14 protein-coding genes and 1 pseudogene are annotated in these 16,843 nt (G+C 71.0%); 3 read left to right on the top strand and 12 right to left on the bottom strand.

Features of this window, described 5'->3' with window-relative positions:
- The first annotated feature begins 113 nt into the window (after nucleotides 1-113).
- Nucleotides 114-1,220, top strand: coding sequence for a polyprenyl synthetase family protein (locus H2Q94_RS09930; RefSeq protein WP_243794163.1), 1,107 nt, complete (start codon nucleotides 114-116; stop codon nucleotides 1,218-1,220).
- 40 nt (nucleotides 1,221-1,260) lie between these two features.
- On the opposite strand, the gene H2Q94_RS09925 is transcribed toward H2Q94_RS09930, so the two are convergent.
- The 3 genes from H2Q94_RS09925 to H2Q94_RS09915 form a co-directional block, all read right to left on the bottom strand.
- A complete protein-coding gene (locus H2Q94_RS09925; RefSeq protein ID WP_243794161.1) occupies nucleotides 1,261-1,593 on the bottom strand; it encodes a glyoxalase superfamily protein in 333 nt (110 codons plus the stop codon).
- A 251-nt stretch (nucleotides 1,594-1,844) separates the two neighbouring features.
- Complete coding sequence (locus H2Q94_RS09920) at nucleotides 1,845-3,149, bottom strand: GNAT family N-acetyltransferase (protein WP_243794159.1); 1,305 nt, start codon at nucleotides 3,147-3,149, stop codon at nucleotides 1,845-1,847.
- A gap of 98 nt (nucleotides 3,150-3,247) precedes the next feature.
- A complete protein-coding gene (locus H2Q94_RS09915; RefSeq protein ID WP_243794157.1) occupies nucleotides 3,248-4,075 on the bottom strand; it encodes an alpha/beta fold hydrolase in 828 nt (275 codons plus the stop codon).
- A 260-nt stretch (nucleotides 4,076-4,335) separates the two neighbouring features.
- Here H2Q94_RS09915 and H2Q94_RS09910 point away from each other — a divergent pair, with 260 nt between their 5' ends.
- The gene (locus tag H2Q94_RS09910) at nucleotides 4,336-5,199 is read left to right on the top strand and encodes an NAD(P)-dependent oxidoreductase (protein ID WP_243794155.1); all 864 of its coding nucleotides are present in this window, start codon (nucleotides 4,336-4,338) and stop codon (nucleotides 5,197-5,199) included.
- 154 nt (nucleotides 5,200-5,353) lie between these two features.
- On the opposite strand, the gene H2Q94_RS09905 is transcribed toward H2Q94_RS09910, so the two are convergent.
- From H2Q94_RS09905 to H2Q94_RS09880, 6 genes and pseudogenes are all read right to left on the bottom strand, one after another.
- Nucleotides 5,354-5,992 carry a class II aldolase/adducin family protein gene (locus H2Q94_RS09905; RefSeq protein ID WP_258718676.1) on the bottom strand — a complete coding sequence of 213 codons (639 nt, stop codon included), beginning with the start codon at nucleotides 5,990-5,992 and terminating at the stop codon, nucleotides 5,354-5,356.
- On the bottom strand, nucleotides 5,989-6,471 hold the full coding sequence (locus H2Q94_RS09900; RefSeq protein ID WP_243794154.1) for a ribose-5-phosphate isomerase: 483 nt from the start codon (nucleotides 6,469-6,471) through the stop codon (nucleotides 5,989-5,991). Before H2Q94_RS09900 ends, H2Q94_RS09905 begins: the two co-directional genes overlap by 4 nt.
- A gap of 1 nt (nucleotide 6,472) precedes the next feature.
- Nucleotides 6,473-8,218 carry a dihydroxyacetone kinase family protein gene (locus tag H2Q94_RS09895; protein WP_243794153.1) on the bottom strand — a complete coding sequence of 582 codons (1,746 nt, stop codon included), beginning with the start codon at nucleotides 8,216-8,218 and terminating at the stop codon, nucleotides 6,473-6,475.
- A gap of 19 nt (nucleotides 8,219-8,237) precedes the next feature.
- Nucleotides 8,238-9,680 (bottom strand): annotated as a pseudogene (locus H2Q94_RS09890) (FGGY family carbohydrate kinase); the annotation flags it as partial.
- On the bottom strand, nucleotides 9,677-10,735 hold the full coding sequence (locus H2Q94_RS09885; protein WP_243794152.1) for a 2-hydroxyacid dehydrogenase: 1,059 nt from the start codon (nucleotides 10,733-10,735) through the stop codon (nucleotides 9,677-9,679). The pseudogene H2Q94_RS09890 and the gene H2Q94_RS09885, both read right to left, overlap by 4 nt.
- Nucleotides 10,736-10,760: 25 nt before the next feature.
- On the bottom strand, nucleotides 10,761-11,462 hold the full coding sequence (locus tag H2Q94_RS09880) for an HAD family hydrolase (protein WP_243794151.1): 702 nt from the start codon (nucleotides 11,460-11,462) through the stop codon (nucleotides 10,761-10,763).
- A 135-nt stretch (nucleotides 11,463-11,597) separates the two neighbouring features.
- On the opposite strand from H2Q94_RS09880, the gene H2Q94_RS09875 reads away from it, so the two are divergent.
- Entirely contained in the window at nucleotides 11,598-12,386 is a 789-nt protein-coding gene (locus H2Q94_RS09875) for a DeoR/GlpR family DNA-binding transcription regulator (protein WP_243795638.1), read from the top strand.
- A 67-nt stretch (nucleotides 12,387-12,453) separates the two neighbouring features.
- Here the strand turns inward: H2Q94_RS09875 and H2Q94_RS30630 are convergent, their stop codons facing one another.
- Genes H2Q94_RS30630 through H2Q94_RS09860 form a run of 3 tightly spaced genes read right to left on the bottom strand, consistent with a single transcriptional unit; the run spans nucleotide 12,454 to nucleotide 16,843 of the window.
- Nucleotides 12,454-14,304: a PIG-L family deacetylase gene (locus tag H2Q94_RS30630; RefSeq protein WP_309501139.1), complete on the bottom strand. Its 1,851-nt coding sequence runs from the start codon at nucleotides 14,302-14,304 to the stop codon at nucleotides 12,454-12,456.
- Nucleotides 14,304-16,442 carry a GtrA family protein gene (locus tag H2Q94_RS09865; protein ID WP_243794150.1) on the bottom strand — a complete coding sequence of 713 codons (2,139 nt, stop codon included), beginning with the start codon at nucleotides 16,440-16,442 and terminating at the stop codon, nucleotides 14,304-14,306. Before H2Q94_RS09865 ends, H2Q94_RS30630 begins: the two co-directional genes overlap by 1 nt.
- Complete coding sequence (locus H2Q94_RS09860) at nucleotides 16,439-16,843, bottom strand: GtrA family protein (RefSeq protein ID WP_243794148.1); 405 nt, start codon at nucleotides 16,841-16,843, stop codon at nucleotides 16,439-16,441. Before H2Q94_RS09860 ends, H2Q94_RS09865 begins: the two co-directional genes overlap by 4 nt.

The raw sequence follows: 16,843 nt of genomic DNA, 5'->3' as shown, positions 1-16,843 counted from the left end.
GGCGGAGATCATCACGGGCACAACGGCCGATGCCCGCACGCCTCGCGAACCCTAGTTTTGTGGACGGCCCCTCCACGTGGGCCGAACGATTCACAGCTCCAGGGAGTACCCAGATGACCACCACGTTCCCCGCCCCGCCCCACCCGGTGGACGTCGACGGGGTGCGAGAACGCGTCGACGCGGCCCTCGCCCGGTTCCTCGACACGCAGGAGGACCGCTACCGCGCGATGGCCGCCGACGACGCGGGCCGGGCGCAGTGGGCCGCGGCGATCGACACGCTGCGCACTTTCCTGATCGGTGGCAAGCGACTGCGGCCCGCGTTCTGTTACTGGGGCTGGCGCGGCGCAGGCGGCGACCCCGACGACGCCGGAATCATCGCCGCCGCCGCGGCCCTGGAGCTGCTGCACGCGTTCGCGCTGATCCACGACGACATCATCGACGAGAGCGACACCCGCCGCGGCGCTCCGTCCTTGCACCGCCAGCACGCCGACCTGCACCACGCCGAGCGGATGCGGGGTTCCTCAGAGCTGTTCGGCACCTCGGTGGCGCTGCTGCTGGGCGACCTGTGCCTGGCCTGGTTCCACGAGCTGCTCGGCTCCAGCGGCCTCCCGCCGCAGCGGCTGGCGGCCGTGCAGCCGATGGTGGCGCAGTCGTTCGCGGAGCTTGTGCTCGGCCAGTACCTCGACGTAGCCGAGCAGGCCCGATCCACGCACTCGGTGGAGCGGGCGTGCACGATCATTCACTACAAGACCGCGAAGTACACCATCGAGCGCCCGCTGCACTTGGGCGGACTGCTCGCCGGAGCCGACGCGGACCTGCTCGACTCCTACACGGCCTACGCGCTGCCGCTGGGCGAGGCGTTCCAGCTGCGCGACGATGTGCTCGGCGTGTTCGGCGACGCCACGATCACCGGCAAACCCGTCGGCGACGACCTGCGGACTCGCAAGCCCACCGTGCTGCTGGCCACCACTCGGCGGCGGGCCGACGCCGCGCAGCTGGCGGAGATCGACCGCGCTTTCGCAGCGGGCGACCTCGACGACGACCAGGTGCGGCGGATCCAATCGATCATCGTGGACAGCGGGGCGCTCGCCGAGTGCGAACGGCTCATCAGCAGCCGTGCGGCATCGGCCCGGGGGGCGCTGGACGGGATGCGGGCGCCGGGCAACGTGCGCGACATGCTCGGGGAACTGCTCACCGCCGCCACCGACCGGGCCTGGTGAGCGGCTTTCCCCCGCACCACGGCGGTTCTCCCGTCGGCGCTCAGCCCAGCGGGGTGCCGATGCGCAGGCGGTTGCCGTCCGGGTCGTGCAGTTCGATCTCCCGTGCCCACGGCGTGGATTCCGGGCGCATGCCGAACCCGGCGGCGATCGTGTCCACGTCGTCGACCCGCAGGTAGATGAGCGTCCCCGGGCGGGCATCGCCTTCGTGCTCGGACAGGAACAGGCGCACTCGTCCGCGCATGACCTCGACGAACGCGGGCAGGTGCGGCTCGAAGCGGTGCTCCCACTGGGCGGTGAACCCCAGCAGCTCGTACCACTTGACCGCCACGTCGGCCGCTTCGACACGGAGAATCGGGATGACGTCCTCGTCCATCGCCCCAGCATGACGCCCGCACACCCGGATCGCCGCCACAGATCTCGGGCCTCGCGGAATGACCTTGCGGTCGTTGTCTCTGCCAGCGGCGAGTGACCAGCCAAGCAGGCCGACCACCGGCGGATTCTCAGCCGTCTTCTCGCGAGGACGGCTTCTCCCCCGTGGCGGAGCCACGGAAAAAGGTCCCGCCGCGAGAAGACAGTTGAGGTTCCGCCACCCGGACACCTGCGCGGGCCACGCGGAAAGGCCCCTCAGCGTGCCGGAGCGGCCGTGAGCGAACGGGACCAGCTCCACTCCCCCGGTTCGGGGACACCGACCAGCTTCAGGCCGGCGGCGCGCAGGGTGCGGGCGATGGCGGTGTTGTCGACGTGGGTGTGCGCCTGGACCGCGTCCATGCCGGACGCCACGGCCTGCTCGATCAGCTTCCCGGCCAGCTGCGCGCCGATACCGCGGCGCTGCCAGTCGTCGCGCACCAGCAGCGCCACCTCGGCCGACCGCGCGTCGCGCATCAGATTCCCCATCGCCACGACCTCACCGTCCGGGTCCTGCACCAGCAGCGAGCGGCCCAGCGCCGGAGTGAGCAGCCGCAGCACGCCGCTGTCACCGGCCGGTCCGGGGCCGAAGTAGCGGCGGTACCGCGCGGCGGCCGAGCACCGGGTGTGGAACTCGGTGACCAGGTTCAGATCGTCGCGATCGGCGAGGCGGACGGTGAGTTCCTCGCCGCCGGTGGTGCTGATCGTGTCGGCCTCCGGCCGCAGGCGTCCGCGGCAGGTCGCGGCCAGTTCCACCATCGCCCGCGCCCGCGCGAACTCCGCCGGGGTGAACGAGGCACCGGCCCGTTCCAGCACCAGCACGCCACCGCCCGGCGCGGACAGGCACAGCACCCGCCCGGCGGCACCGTCGATCCCGGTGTCCGCGTGCGGTTCCTCCTGCCAGCTCACCTCGGCCGGCCCTAGCGTGCCGAGCAGCGCCCGGACCAGGTCGCCGCGCCCGTCGACCAAGCCCGCGGCGAGGTTCAACGCCCGGGCCGGTACGTCGTCGAGCTCCCGCACGTCCGCGGGAGAGGCGGTGACGTCCCGGCCGCCCGCGTCGATAACGGCCTGCACCAGTTCGTCCGCGCCGACCGTCTCGGGCACGTGCACCAGCACCTCGTCGACCGCCCCGTCCTCGACGGGGTGGACGTGCACGGTGCGGATGTTGCCGCCCAGCCCGGCCAATCCGGCGGCGATTTCGGCGAGCCGGCCGGGAGTGTCGGTCACCGAGGCGCGCAGCCGCCACAAAGCGCGAGGACGCGCGACGAGTTCCGGTCCCGGGGTCCGTTCGTCCGCGACGGCCCGCGGCCGGTGCACCCACATGTGCCGCGCGGCGGCTCCCGCCATGAGCAGCGCGCCGAGGGTGATGAGCAGGTAAGCCCCGGTGTCGAAGGTCCGCAGCCCGGCGATGACCAGGTGCGCGACACCGGCGGTCACGCACAGCAGGGCCAGCTCGATCACTTCACGCGTCCAGGTCCCCCGGCCACGCTTCGCCGGAGCTTCGCGGTGCTGTGCAGCTGTCATGGCTCAACTCTGCACTGAGCATGTTTCGGCGCGGTGACCTGCGATGACCTCGCGATTAACGGACGGTTCCGAACGTCGCGGTACCTCTGTGGGGGGGCTCAGCTCCGGAGGAACGCGAACAGTGCCGCGGTGAGTTCGGCGGGGGCGTCCTCTTGGACGAGGTGCCCGGCGCCGGAGATCACCCGCAGGTCGGCTCCGGGCACCAACGCGGCCAGTTCGTGCCCCTTCTGCACCGGGATCCAGGTGTCCTCCGCGCCCCAGCACACGATCGTCGGCATCCGAAGCGTCCCGTAGGAGCCCTGCACCTCGTCGGTGAACCGTTGATCGGCTTGGGCGATCTGGCGGTAGAACGCGGGCTGGCCGGACTCTCCGAGCCACGGCTCGGTCAATGCGTCCACAGTGGACTCTCCGAGGCCGCGGTGGCTTGCCGACCTGATGTACTCGCGCACCAACGCCCGGTGGATGGCCGGCGGCAGCTGTTCGAAAACCTCGACGTGCCGGCCCACCAGGCGGAACAACGGCGAACCCCACGGCGCGAGCGCGACCGGATCAACGACCGCGAGCCGTTCGTAATCGGCTCCGTGCAGCAGGTTCGCGCGCAACGCGACGGCACCGCCGAAATCGTGCGCGACCACGGCGGGCCGCTCCAATTCCCAGTGCTCCAGTAGTTCCGCGAAGACCTCGCCCTGCGCGGCCAGCGAAACGTCCTGGCCGGTGTACTTCTCCGAAGCGCCGTAACCGGGCATGTCCCAGACGTACACCCGGAAATGCGGCGCGAGGGCGCGGGCGACGCCCCGCCAGACGAAAGAGGAGAAAGGCGTCCCGTGCAAGAGCACGACCGGTTCCTTCTCCGGTTCGCCGAGTCGATCCCAGCGAACATCGCCGATGCTGCTGCGGTGGACTCGACCGAGTTCCCACTCCTGCACGGTGGCTTCCTTTCGACTTGTCCGGATCGACTGCACGACCCACCCGGACGGTATCGCAGCCCGCTACCCCAAGAATCTCCTTTCACACCAACGCGATACCGGGCCGCGACCATCGCGCCACCATCCGGATCGCGACCGCGAATCCACGTCGAGCGGACCGGTCGGCACGTGCGGGCCTCCGGGTGCCGCGGTGGGCGATGCCGCACAATCGGGCCGGGCGATTTCCCGCCCGGACGATCACGACATGTCGAGGTGCAGCGATGACGACCGTGGCCTTCCTCGGAACCGGGACGATGGGCGCTCCGATGGTGCGCAACCTGCTCGCGAACGGTTTCGCCGTGCGCGCCTGGAACCGGACCCGCGCCCGCGCGGAAGAACTGACCGCCGACGGAGCCACCGTCGCCGAGAGCCCCGCCGACGCGGCCCGCGGCGCGGACCTGCTCGTCACGATGCTGCTGGACGCGGATGCGACGGTGGAAGCGGGCCGCGCCGCAGCCGCGCGACTGCCCGCGGGCACCCCATGGCTGCAGATGGCGACCGTCGGGCTGGACGGACTGTCGAAGGTCGCCGACGTCGCGGGCGACCTCACGCTGGTGGACGCCCCCGTGCTCGGTACTCGCGGCCCCGCGGTGCAGGGCACGTTGACGGTGCTCGCGGCAGGCGCCGAACACGTCCGCGACCGGGCGCAGCCGGTGTTCGACGCGGTCGGCGGCCGCACCCTGTGGCTGGGCACCGATGCGGCGCACGGGGACGGGACACGGCTCAAGCTCGCCACGAACAACTGGGTGCTGGCGTTGACCAACGCGGTCGGCGAGTCGATCGCGCTCGCCGACTCCCTCGGCGTCGATCCTCGGCGGTTCTTGGAGGCCATCGAGGGCGGCGCGGTCGACTCCCCGTACGCGCACATCAAGGGAAGCGCCATCCTCAACGGCGACTTCACCCCCGCGTTCACTGTGGACGGTGCCCGCAAGGACGCCGGGTTGATCGCCGAAGCCGCCGATGGACTGCACCTCGACGTCGCCGAAGCGGTCCGTGCCCGCTTCGCCCGCGCCGCCGAGGCGGGACACGGGGACAAGGACATGGCGGCGGCCTACTTCGCCTCCTTCCCCCGGAACCAAGCCTGAGCAGCCTCCGGGTGAGCGCCTCCTTCACCCGATGCGAACGGGCGAAGGAGGCACTCATTCCGTCGACGCCATCAGGTGAATGGCCCATTTGCCCGTGATCGGTCGCATGGGCTGTTCACCTGGATCGAGCCGGGAGCTCGCGACGCGGGGAGCCTCAGCTTCGGGTGGCGTGCTGGAACTGCTGGGCGCAGCGGGTCAGCTCGACGTCGTCGAGCAACCGGGGTTGGCCCGCGCGCTGCGCGGTCAGCCACAGCTCGCAGAGCCACTCCAGCTGCCGCGCCCGGTTGTAGGCGCGGGCGAGCGTCGACCCGACCGCCACCGTGCCGTGGTTGCGCAGCACGCACGCACCACGACCCTCCAACGCAGCCGACATGTTCTCGGCGAGCCGGTCGGTGCCGAACGTCGCGTACTCGGCGACCCGCACCACCCCGCCCATCTCCGCGAGCTGGTAGTGCACCGCCGGAACATCGTCGCGCAGCAACGACAACGCCGTGGCGTGCAAGGAATGCGTGTGCACCACGGCGTCCGCCGCGTGATCGGCGTACGCGGTCAGGTGCATCGGCAACTCGGAGGTCGGCGCGAGCTCACCGTCGACGACGGTGCCGTCGAGCCGCACCACCGGGACGCCGGCGACGGTGAGCTCGTCGTAATCCACCCCGGACGGGGTCACCGCCACCAGCTCACCGCTGCGCAGCGACACATTGCCCGAAGTGCCCACCACCAGACCATCGGTGATCATCTTCTGGGCGATGCGGATGACCTCCGCCCGTTCCTCCTCCAGGAGCGAGCTCAACGCACCGCGCCGGGGTCGGGCTCGTACTCGCCGATCGCCGCGACCTTCTTCGCCGACGACGAGCTCTCGTCGAAGTGCAGGTCCAGCCATTCCCCCGCGAGCAGCCGCGCCAGTTCCAGGCCCACGACGCGCTGTCCGAAGCACAGCACCTGAGCGTTGTTGCTCAGCACCGATCGCTGCACGGAGTAGCTGTCGTGGGCGGTCACCGCCCGCACCCCCGGCACCTTGTTCGCGCTGATCGCCACGCCGAGCCCGGTGCCGCACACCAGCAACGCCCGATCGGCCTCGCCGGCGGCGACCTTGCGCGCGGCGTTGACGGCTACGTGCGGGTAGTCGGTGTGCTCGTCGGAACCGACGCCCACGTCGACCACCGAGGCCACCCGGGGATCCTGCTCCAAGTCGGCTTTGAGCACGTCCTTGTAGTCCAGTCCCGCGTCATCGGAACCGACCACGACACGCCATCCTTGATTTTCCGCCATCTCACTTCACCTCTGTCGAGTCGAGTTCTTGTCCACCGAGGACGTCCACGGTCCGGTTCAGCGCCATCGCCAGCGACGTGGCTCCGGGATCCGGGGTGCCGACGCTGCGTTCGGCCAACGGGCGCGCGCGCCCGGTGCGCGGGGTGAGTTCGGCGGTCCGCTCGGCTGCGGCCGTCGCCTCCGCGGCCGCCTTCCGGACGGCGGCACCGGCTTCGGCACCGTCCCGAATCGCGGCGTCGAGCGTGTCGACGAACGGGATCAGCGCGTCCACCAGCGTCTTGTCGCCCGCCTCGGCGCGGCCGAGGCGCTGCACCGCCTCCAGCGCGGCTCGCGCCCCGGCGAGCAGGTCGGAGGCCGTGACCTCCCGATCGTCGGGCAGCAGATCCCCGAAGGAACGCAAACCCGCTCCCCACAACGCACCCGAAGTGCCGCCCGCCTTCGCCGCCCACTCGTCCCCGGCGGCCATCAGCACCGCCGCGGGACCGGCGCCTTCGCCCGCGGCGCGTTCCCCGGCTTCCAGGGCGGCTCCACTGCCCCGCGACATGCCCCGGCCGTGATCACCGTCGCCCGCCACCGCGTCGAGCCTGCCCAGCTCGTCCTCGGCCGCGTGCAACAGTTCGCTGAGCGACCTCAGCCCGGTGACCACGAGCCGCGTCGTTTCCTGACCGACCTGCGGAGCCACGGCGGTCGCCTCCGCGACCACCTCGGCCGCCTCTTCCACGATCTCATCGTCCGCATCGGACTCGACGATGCTTCCCTTGCGGTAAGCGGGCGAGTCGGCGGGCGCACTCCACAGCCGCTCCAGCTCCGGGTCCAGCCAGGTCAGCGTCAGCGAGCACCCGGCCATGTCGAGGCTGGTGACCAGCTCGCCCACCTCCGGCTCCACCACCTCGACCCCGGCCTCGGCCAGCAGCCTCGACGCGGTCTTCCACACCACGAACAATTCCTCGTACTTCGTGGCGCCGAGCCCATTGAGGATCGCCGCGACCCGCCGGGTACCCGGCGCTTCGGGGGCTTCGGCGAGCACCCCGTCGACGAGGGTGCGGGCGAGATCCGCCGCACTCGGCATGTCCACTTCGGACACTCCGGGTTCGCCGTGGATGCCCAGTCCCAACCCCATCCGGCCGTCCGGAACCTCGAACAACGGCTCCGGGCTGCCCGGCAACGTACAGCCGTCGAAGGCCACGCCCAAGCTGCGGGTGCGGTCGTTGGCGTGCTCGGCGACCCGCACCACCTCGTCGAACGCGTAGCCCTCCTCCGCGGCGGCCGAGGCGACCTTGAACACCACGAAGTCGCCCACCACGCCACGCCGCTTGCCGATGTCCGCAGCCGAAGCGCTCGCCACGTCGTCGGTGACGACCACGTTGTGCGCGGCGATCCCCTCCCGGCGCAACCGCTCCACGGCCAGCCCGAAGTTCATGTTGTCCCCGGCGTAATTGCCGAACGAGAACACCACGCCCGCGCCGGTGTCGGCGGCCTTCGCCACCGAATAGGCGTCCTCCGCCGACGGCGACGTGAAGATGTTGCCGATCACCGCGCCATCGGCGAAACCAGGCCCGACCACACCGCAGAACGCCGGGTAGTGCCCGGATCCACCGCCGGTGACCACGGCGACCTTGCCGCGGCGCGCACGTCGCGCACGCACCACTCCGCCGCGAACCTCGCGCACGTAACCGGGATTGGCGGCCACAAAACCGGCCACCATGTCCTCGGTGAACGTCGCCGGATCGTCGTACAGACGAGTCATCCGGATTCTCCTCCCCCGACCGCCACACCGGCCGGGCACGCTCTATCGCTTCCAGGTATGCGCGATAACCGCGCTCGTAAAACTCCACTGCCGCCGGGTCCGGCTCCACCGTGTGCCGGGCGCTCGCCCACTGCTCGTGATCGACCGGCTCACCCAGCGACTCCCACGCGGTCATCGCCGCACCGCGCGCACCGACGCCTGCCTCGTGCGGCACGTGCAGCGGCCGGCCCAGCACGCTGGCGAAGATCCGGCTCCACGACGCCGACCTCGCGCCACCGCCGCAGGCCGCGACCTCGCGGGTCAGGCCCGCGGACTCCAGGTTGTGCCGGGCCGCATAGGCGACCGCCTCGCACAACGCCCGCACCAAGTCCGCCGGAGCGGTCTCCAAGGACAGCCCGGTGAACTGGCCACGGGCATGCGGCTCGACGAACGGCGCCCGTTCACCGGAGGACGACAGGAACGACAGCGCCGAAACCCCGTTGGCTCCGGGCGGGCTCGCCGTCAGCAGGTCCTCCAGGTCGGCCACTCCCGCGCCGACCATCCGCAACACCCAGTCCAGGTTCGCGGTGCCCACCATCGCGGGCATCACCCGCAGGTACCGATCCGCCTGCGGAGTGGCCAGCCACATTCCCGCGGCATCCGTGTCCGGGTCGATCGCGACCTCGTCGCGCAGCACTTGGCAGCCGAGCGTCGTGCCGATCACCAGTGCTCCGTCGCCGTCGTCGCGCACTCCCGAACCGAACGCGCAGGCGGGCAGGTCGAACGGTCCCGCCGACACCGGCAATCCCGAAGACAGCCCCAATTCGGTGGCGCTGCGGGAATCCAGCGCGAACAGTCGGCCCGGCGGCGCCGGATCCGCCAGCAGCCGCCGGTATCCGCTCAGCCCGCAGGCCTCCAGCGCCGCCGCGCTGTAGGTGCGCGTGGGCACGTCGAGGAACGGCAACGACGCGTCGGAAGCGTCCACCGTGATCTCGCCGGTGAGCCGCTGCACGATCGCGTCCACGCAGTAGCCCGCGACCTCCGCCCGGTCCAGCCGCTGCGGCTCGTGTTCGGCCAGGTGGGCCAGCAGCGGCCCCGCCGAGCCCGGGAACATTCCCGCGCCCGTCAGGCCGTACACCCGGCGCAGCACGCCTTCCGACTCCCAGCGATCCAGCACAGGTGCGGCCCTCGCGTCCAGCCAGGACAAACCCGGGCCGACCTGAGCTCCCACGGCGTCGCGCAGCCACAGGCCGTCGCCCTGTCCGGTGATCGCCAGCGCCTGCACCCGGCCGTCCGCCTCGGCTGCGACCGAGCGCACCACGGTGATCACCGATGCCACGACCTCGTCGAGGTCCTGCTCCGCCCGCCCGCCCGGGGCGCGGTGCAGGGCGCTGCGCACGCTGTGGGTCACTCGGGCCGAGCCGTCCCGGCCCAGCAGTGACGCCTTCGTCACCGAGGTACCGACATCGACTCCGATGATCATGGACGCAGGCCCTCCACCCTGTCCAGAACCTCCGGGTTCGCCACGTGGCGCGGACGGTGGCCGTTGAGGAACAACGCTGCATCGCCCGCCACGATGGCCGCCGCGCGATCCGCGGTCTGCCGGGTGGCCCCCGCCAGGTGCGGGGTCGTGATGACGTTCGGCGCGTCGAACAGCGGCCAGTCTCGCGGCGGCGGCTCGATGTCGTAGACGTCCACGGCCAACCCGCCCAACCGGCCCGACTTGAGCAGCTCCGGCAACGGCGCGTAGTCCAGCAGCCCGCCCCGCGCGGAGTTCACCAGCACCGCGCCCTCCGGCAGCAGCGCCAGGTTCGTCGCGTTGATCAAGTGCTCGGTCTCCGGGGTGAGCCGCGCGTGCAGGCTCACCACCGAACTCGCCCGCAGCAGGTCGTTGAGCTCGACCAGCCGCACGCCGTCCCGGTCCGCGTCGGCCTGCCGCACGAACGGGTCGGCGACCAGCACGTGCGCGCCGAACGCGGACAGCACCCGCGCCACGATGCGCCCGATCGCGCCGTAGCCGACCAGGCCGACGGTGGAGCCCTCCAGTTCGACTCCCGCGTTCTCGTAGGCGTAGTAGTCGCCGCGCCAGTTGCCGCCCTTCAGCTCCGCGTCCGAGTTCGAGATGCGGCGCAGCGCGGCCAGGATCAGGCCGACCGCGAATTCGGCGGCGGCAGCGGCGTTGCGCGCGGGCGTGTAGCTGACGATCACGCCCGCCTCGGTGGCCGCGGCGAGATCGACGTTGACCGGGCCGCCGCGCGCGACGCCGACGAACTTCAAGTTGGGGCTCTTGCCCAGCACTCCCGCGGTCACCGGCGCCATCTGGGTGGCGAGGATCTCGGCGTCGCCGAGCGCTTCGAGCACCTGTTGCTCGGTGCCGCTGGCCTCCCGCACTCCGCCGACCGGGCCGAACGGCTCCACCGGCCAGCCCGTGGTCAGCGTGCTGAAGCTCAAATCGTGCCCGGCCGCCTGCTCGATCAGCGCGTTCACGAACAGCTGCGGATCCACGAAGCGGTCGCCCGCAGCGAGCACCTTCGTCATGTCCAGACTCCTCCGTCCGACTCGGTCAGCCCGCGACGGGCGTCGTCAACGATTCGAGCAGCCGGACACGCACCTCGTCGAGGTCCGCGGCCACAAAAGACACTCCGGTCAGCGCGTCTTCAGCGGGCGGGTAGTCGGAGCTGGGGATGGCCACCACCGTCATCTCGGCGGCCGCCGCCGAACGCAGCCCGTTGCTGGAGTCCTCGACCGCCAGGCACTCCCGCGGGTGCCGCTGCAGTTTGTTCGCGGCCGTCAAGTACACGTCCGGGCTCGGTTTCCCGCGCGGTACCTCAGCGCTGGAGATGGTGGCGGTGAAGCGGTCGCTCAGCGCGTGCAGGTCGAGCACGGCGTCGATGAGCCTGCGCGGAGCCGATGAGGCGAGGGCGATCGGAGTCCGGTCGGACACCTCCAGCACCATGCGTTCGGCGCCGGGCAGCAGCTGGATCTCACCGTCCTCCAGCGCGACGATCATGTCGTCGACGACGATCCGCTCGGTCTCCGAAGCGGATTCCTCGGCGAGACTGAACCGGGTCAGGAACGCGGACCACTCCGGGGCGCTCATGCCCTGCACCTGGCGGGTCTGCTCTGCCGTCCAGGTCCTGCCGCGGGCGGCCGCGAAGCGCGCCCACATCCGCTCCCACAAGTGCTCGCTGTCGACCAGGACGCCGTCCATGTCGAAGACGACCGCGCGGTGCGCGCCCGGCGTGCCGCCGTCGGGCTGCGTCATCGATGTACCTCCACCCGTTCAGTGATGACGCTCAAATTAACAGCGAGATAGTTAAATGTCACTGCACTGGTGATACGTTCGGTGTTCCAGCCGGTCGTGCCCGCCCTCACGGAGCAAGGAGGCAAGATGGCGGCCATGGCGTCCGCACCCAAGAAGCAGTCCCCTCGGCTCCTGCGCCAGCAGCAGATCATCGACCACGTCGTCGAGGGCGGCTTCGCCAGCGCCGCGGAACTGTCCACGCTGACCGGGGTCAGCCTGATGACGGTGCACCGCGACATCGACGACCTGGTCGGGCGCGGCTTGCTGCGCAAGTTCCACGGCGGCGTCTCAGCACAGCCTTCCACCGTCTTCGAGAGCAGCTCGGACTTTCGCCTGCACACCCACACCAGGGAGAAGGAGGCGCTGGCCGCCGCCGCGCTGCCGTTGATCACCCCCGGCATGTCGGTGCTGCTGGACGACTCGACGACCGCGCTCTCCCTCGCCCGCTTGCTGGCCGATGTCGGCCCGCTGACCGTGGTCAGCAACTACCGGCAGGTGCACGAGACGTTGCGCGAGGCCCCGGACGTGCGGTTGATCAGCATCGGCGGCGAGTACTCCCGCACGCACGACTCCTACATCGGCCTGCCCTGCCAGGAGATGATCAACGGGTTGTCGGTGGACCTGATGTTCCTGTCCACTTCGGCGATGAACGCCCAGATGACGTTCCACCAGGAGCAGGAGATCGTGCTGGTGAAGCGGGCGATGATCAACAGTGCCGGTACGCGGGTGCTGATGATGGACGCCAGCAAGGTCGCCCGCACCGCACTGCACCGGCTCGCACCGGTCGCGGACTTCGACCACGTGCTGCTGGCGGGAGAGCTCGAGCCCGCACTGGTGGAGTCGATGCGGGAGCACTCCGAGGTTCACCTCGCACCCGTGGACTGAGCACGAGCCCACCGGGGCACTTGATCGCACATTCGAGTGAAGCATATTAACATTCCTGTTGATATTTCTACCGCTGGTTTCGCTCATGGTGTGCGACATGCCGGTGTTCGCCGTCGGGATCGGGCTCGCTCAGCAGCAGGGCACCTCCGTCGGCGTGGGCGGACAACGTGCCGTCCGCGCTCAGCGAAGGCCGGTCCGCCACCACCCCGCGAAGCACGTGGCGCCGCACGCCGCGCGGGCCGAGGTGGAGCACTTCGGTGCCACCGAGCCCGGTTCGCACGGCCAGCACCGGGTCGGCGCCGATCGGTGCCGCCAGCGCCGGGCCGGATCCGCCACCGGATGAGTGCACTCGCGCCCGGATCCGCCATCCTCCGGCCCGGCCGGCGCCCGCCTCGCCCTGTTCGGCGAGCACCACGAGCGCACCGTGTTCGGCCTCCCGGAACGCCAGCAATGCCGTGCCGTCCGCGGCGGTCGCGGTCCCGAACGGCCCGGACGGACGCGATCCGGCCGGAACCGGCGCCGGAACGAACTCACCCCCGGCCTCCGCCCAGTGCGCCAATCCTGTTGGTGTGGCGGCGAAAACGTGCACGACCCCACCGCGTCCACGGACCACCGCCACGTCTCCGGCGTCATCAACCCGGAGCCGGCCCCACGGCCCGTCACCGATGCGGACGTTCACCCCGGTTCGCGCGTCCGAGCGAGCCACCACCAACTTCCCATCCACCGTGGAAGAAGCGGTGGCCGCTCCCAGCGGGGCGCCGGCACCGGGTGGCGCCACGGTCCGCCACTGCGGCCGCCAACGCCCGGTCGCGTCCTGCCCTGTCGAGTACAGCGCCCCGGTCGAGTGGTCCTGCACCAGCACCCGGAGCCCTGCGCCGCCCGGCACGAACGTCACGTCACCGGATCGCACCGGGGGCGCGGGCAACGGCACCGGCCGGATCCGCGATCCGGCCAGTTCACCCAGCAGGACCCGTCCGTCGCGCACTTCCCCGACGTGCAGCCGTCCGCGGCCGTCCCGTTCGATCCGATGCGCGCCCGCGGGCCAGCGGTAGCGCATGCTGCGCAACCACGTCGCGTACGGCTCACCGAGCCCGACCATCGGATCGTGCGGCGCGTAGCGCGCGAAGATCCGCCGCTTGGCCGCGACGACCTCCGGCGACAGGTTCGGTGCGGCATCGGCCACGTTGTAACCCCGGTAGTGCACCACGCGGATCGAGCGCCCGTGCCGTGCCGTCACCGCCTCCGCGAAACGCGTGGTCGCCACGTGATCCGGGTGGTCGTGTCCCGCCCAGTGCGCTTGATACCGGGGATCCGGCAGCGGGTCTTGAGTCCGCACGATCGTCGGGTCGTATCGCCGCAACAGCTCGCCGAGCGCGCTGATCAACTGCTCCCGATCGTACTCGGACGGCCCCGGTATCGGTGTTCCCTCAGGCACCACTGTGCGCACCGAGTCGCCGACCGTCCACAGTCGGCTCAAGGCGTGCTCTCCGCCCAGTGCGAGTGGATCGTTGTCGTCCGGGAGGTTCAGGAACACCAGCCTGATCCCCGGTCGCGACCGCAGCTCGTGCACCTCCGCGAATCCGCCGGGGATGATCTCGGTCGCGGACCGGACCCACTCGTCGGGAACTCGGGCCATCTCGGCGAACGCGGCACGGCTCCCCGCCTGCCTGGCCGCCGCGTACGGCTCCGCCGGCCGCACATCGCTCTCCCCCGCCGTCAGGTACACCGTGGTCACCGGCGCCCCGGAACGCACCGACGTGACCAGGTCCGGGTTCATGAACAGGATGTCGTCATCGGGATGCGCCACCACCTGCACGTACCGCGCCGCACCGACGTCCGCGGCCGCGGGCACCGGACCGAACGACACCAGCACGCAGGCGGCGACCGCCAAGACCGCACCGCGCCAATGTCCACCCATCAGGCCCACCTCCTCCCGGCCGACAACGCCAGCAGCGCCCCGGCCATCACCAGCACGATGCCCGCGCGATACCCGGGCGGGCTCCAGTCGAGCCGCAGCGTGCCCGCGCGGGTTCCTGCGGGAAGCTCGATCCGCACGAGTCCCGCCGAGGTCGCGCGGACGGGCAGCTCCGTTTCTCCTACGGTGGCGCGATATCCGGGCCACGCCAGGCGGGCGAACACGACCTCCGCGCGCGGCCCCGCGCGAGCGAAGCGCACCAGTTCGGAACGTGTCGAGCGTTCGACGTCGGCGAGCACGTCCACGTCCCGTGCCACGCTCAACCGACCCTCGAGCCACCGCACCGGCCCTGACCGTTGCAGCCGGGTGACGGCCGCATCCCGATCCGCCACCCGCCAGCCGGGCGGCGGAATCGGAGCGTCCAACGCTCGCCGCTGCACCACCACGTGCCGCACCCGCAGCTGGTCCGCCAACGGCACGCCGGTCTCGTCCACCTCCCACAACCGGCGATAGGAATCCGGGCACTGCGCGCCGAAATACCCCAAGCACAGCCGTTCGTGCAGCGCGCGGAAACCGATCCCGGTGTAGGACACCAGGCTCGGCACCCCGGCCATCGCATGCATGTTCCCGAACAACAGCCGCCGCCATGCCGCACCGGACTCGACGTCGTGCGCCGCGATCCGGCCCCGATCCGCGATCTGCACGACCGTTCCCGAGCGCAGGTCAGCGAAATCCGCGCGGACCCGCCGCACCTCGGCGGGGAACGAGTACACGGCGACGTCGTGGTTCGCCGGAAACCAGCACACCTGGCACACCAACGCGACGACGGTTCCCAGTTGCAGTCCCCACGCCACGAACTCGCGTCGAGCCAGCAGCACCAGGCCGAGCACCGACCCCATCAGCAACATCGACACGGCGTGCCGCGCCCACAGCGACGGCCAAGCCGCGAACGACAAGTACCCGCACAGCGCCACCCCGAGCAGCGTGCACCCGCCCCGAACCCGACGGTGATCGACCCGCACCCCGAGGCTCAACGTCACCGCCAGCACGACCGCGAACGCCAGGTATGCGACCGGCAGGTGCCGCAGCGGCCAGCGCAACATCCCCACCTGCGACGGCCCGAGGCACAGCAGCACGCCCGCACCGGCGACGACGAACGCCGTCGCGCAGTGCCTCGCCCGCAGCCACGAACCTCGCCAATCCAGCCAGGGAACCAGCGGTACCGCGAACCAGGCGAAGTACAACGCGGGCACCGTCATCCGGAACGAGCCGAACGAGAGGATCTGCGGCACGAAGCCGGCGACGCTCATGTTCAGCAGATCACCCGGCCCCGGCGCCAGCAGTCCCACGTTGAACAGCAGCAGACCCGTGCGCCAACCGACCGGCGCGGTCGCCAGCACCGGCAGGAACACCAGCGGCACCGCCAGCCCCACCGACACGCCCGCGATCAGCAACCGCCGCAACCCGACCCGCTCCAGCCGAAGTTCGAGCAGCAGCCCCGCGCACACCAGCACCAGCGCGAGCACCGCGTACGGATCACCGGCCGACACGCACAAGTACCCGAGCAGGAACGCCGCCCACACCGGCCCGCGGCCGCGGCCTGCTCGTCGCAACGCCCACCACGCCCACGGCACCCAGGCCAGGCCCATCAGCCCGCCCGCCCAGGTGGCGGCCTGGAAGTACAGCACGAACCCGGACACCGGAAGCGCCACGCCGAACACGGCGGCCACCCGCCGGGACGCGCCGTACTCCCGGCACAGCAGATGCGTCCCCACTCCCAGCAACATCAGGAACTGCGTCTTGACCACAACGGCCGCCACCGCGAGGTCTCCGATGGCGACGACGAGAACGAACTCCGCCAGGTGCACGGGATTCCACACCCCGAACAACGCTTCCGCGGCGATGTTGCCGCCCATCCACGAGTCCGGTTCCAGCAGCGGCGGCCACTGACCGGCCAGCACCCGTTCCCCCAGCCGATGCCACATCGGGAGGAACTGCGCGGCGCTGTCGTCCCAGAAGTAGAACGCCGGATTCACCATCACCGGTAACTGGGCCAGCAACGCGACGAGCACCGCCACACCGCAGGCGGCACCCGCGTCCCGCGCTGCGGGGACGGCCGTCCGAGCCCGCACCGCGATCACGTCGGTGCTCCTTCCCGGCGACGCGTACCGCGGGTGAGCACGGCACGCGTGAGCAGGTAGGTGACGGGCGTGACGACCACACCTCCGGCGATGGTCGCGACCCGCGCGTCGAGCCCGGCCGCTCCGGTCAGGATCGCCATCGCGGCCGTACCGGCGACCAGATCACCCAGGTGCGAAACCGGATACCACAGCAACGACCGCACGCTCGGCGGAACGCCGAAAGTGAACCGGCAGTTCAGCAGGTAAGAGCAGCCCATCGCGGTGACCGTCGCGACCACATGGGCCGACAACACCGAAGTCACCGCGGACAGTCCGATGTAGACGCCGTAGTGCACGGCGGTGTTCACCCCGCCGACTCCGGCGAACCGCAGCAAGGACCGTCCGCCCCTGTCCGGCGACAT

The organism is Saccharopolyspora gloriosae (assembly GCF_022828475.1).
In the GTDB taxonomy this organism is placed as follows: Bacteria; Actinomycetota; Actinomycetes; order Mycobacteriales; family Pseudonocardiaceae; genus Saccharopolyspora_C; species Saccharopolyspora_C gloriosae_A.
This window is presented reverse-complemented; position numbering and strand designations above follow the sequence as displayed.

Excerpts from the sequence above, each read along its gene's own strand:
- H2Q94_RS09930 (WP_243794163.1), top strand. The coding sequence starts at position 114 with ATGACCACCACGTTCCCCGCCCCGCCCCACCCGGTGGACGTCGACGGG.
- H2Q94_RS09860 (WP_243794148.1), bottom strand. The coding sequence starts at position 16,843 with ATGTCGCCGGACAGGGGCGGACGGTCCTTGCTGCGGTTCGCCGGAGTC.
- H2Q94_RS09900 (WP_243794154.1), bottom strand. The coding sequence starts at position 6,471 with ATGGCGGAAAATCAAGGATGGCGTGTCGTGGTCGGTTCCGATGACGCG.
- H2Q94_RS09920 (WP_243794159.1), bottom strand. The coding sequence starts at position 3,149 with ATGACAGCTGCACAGCACCGCGAAGCTCCGGCGAAGCGTGGCCGGGGG.
- H2Q94_RS30630 (WP_309501139.1), bottom strand. The coding sequence starts at position 14,304 with ATGGGTGGACATTGGCGCGGTGCGGTCTTGGCGGTCGCCGCCTGCGTG.
- H2Q94_RS09875 (WP_243795638.1), top strand. The coding sequence starts at position 11,598 with ATGGCGTCCGCACCCAAGAAGCAGTCCCCTCGGCTCCTGCGCCAGCAG.
- H2Q94_RS09925 (WP_243794161.1), bottom strand. The coding sequence starts at position 1,593 with ATGGACGAGGACGTCATCCCGATTCTCCGTGTCGAAGCGGCCGACGTG.
- H2Q94_RS09885 (WP_243794152.1), bottom strand. The coding sequence starts at position 10,735 with ATGACGAAGGTGCTCGCTGCGGGCGACCGCTTCGTGGATCCGCAGCTG.
- H2Q94_RS09895 (WP_243794153.1), bottom strand. The coding sequence starts at position 8,218 with ATGACTCGTCTGTACGACGATCCGGCGACGTTCACCGAGGACATGGTG.
- H2Q94_RS09880 (WP_243794151.1), bottom strand. The coding sequence starts at position 11,462 with ATGACGCAGCCCGACGGCGGCACGCCGGGCGCGCACCGCGCGGTCGTC.
- H2Q94_RS09910 (WP_243794155.1), top strand. The coding sequence starts at position 4,336 with ATGACGACCGTGGCCTTCCTCGGAACCGGGACGATGGGCGCTCCGATG.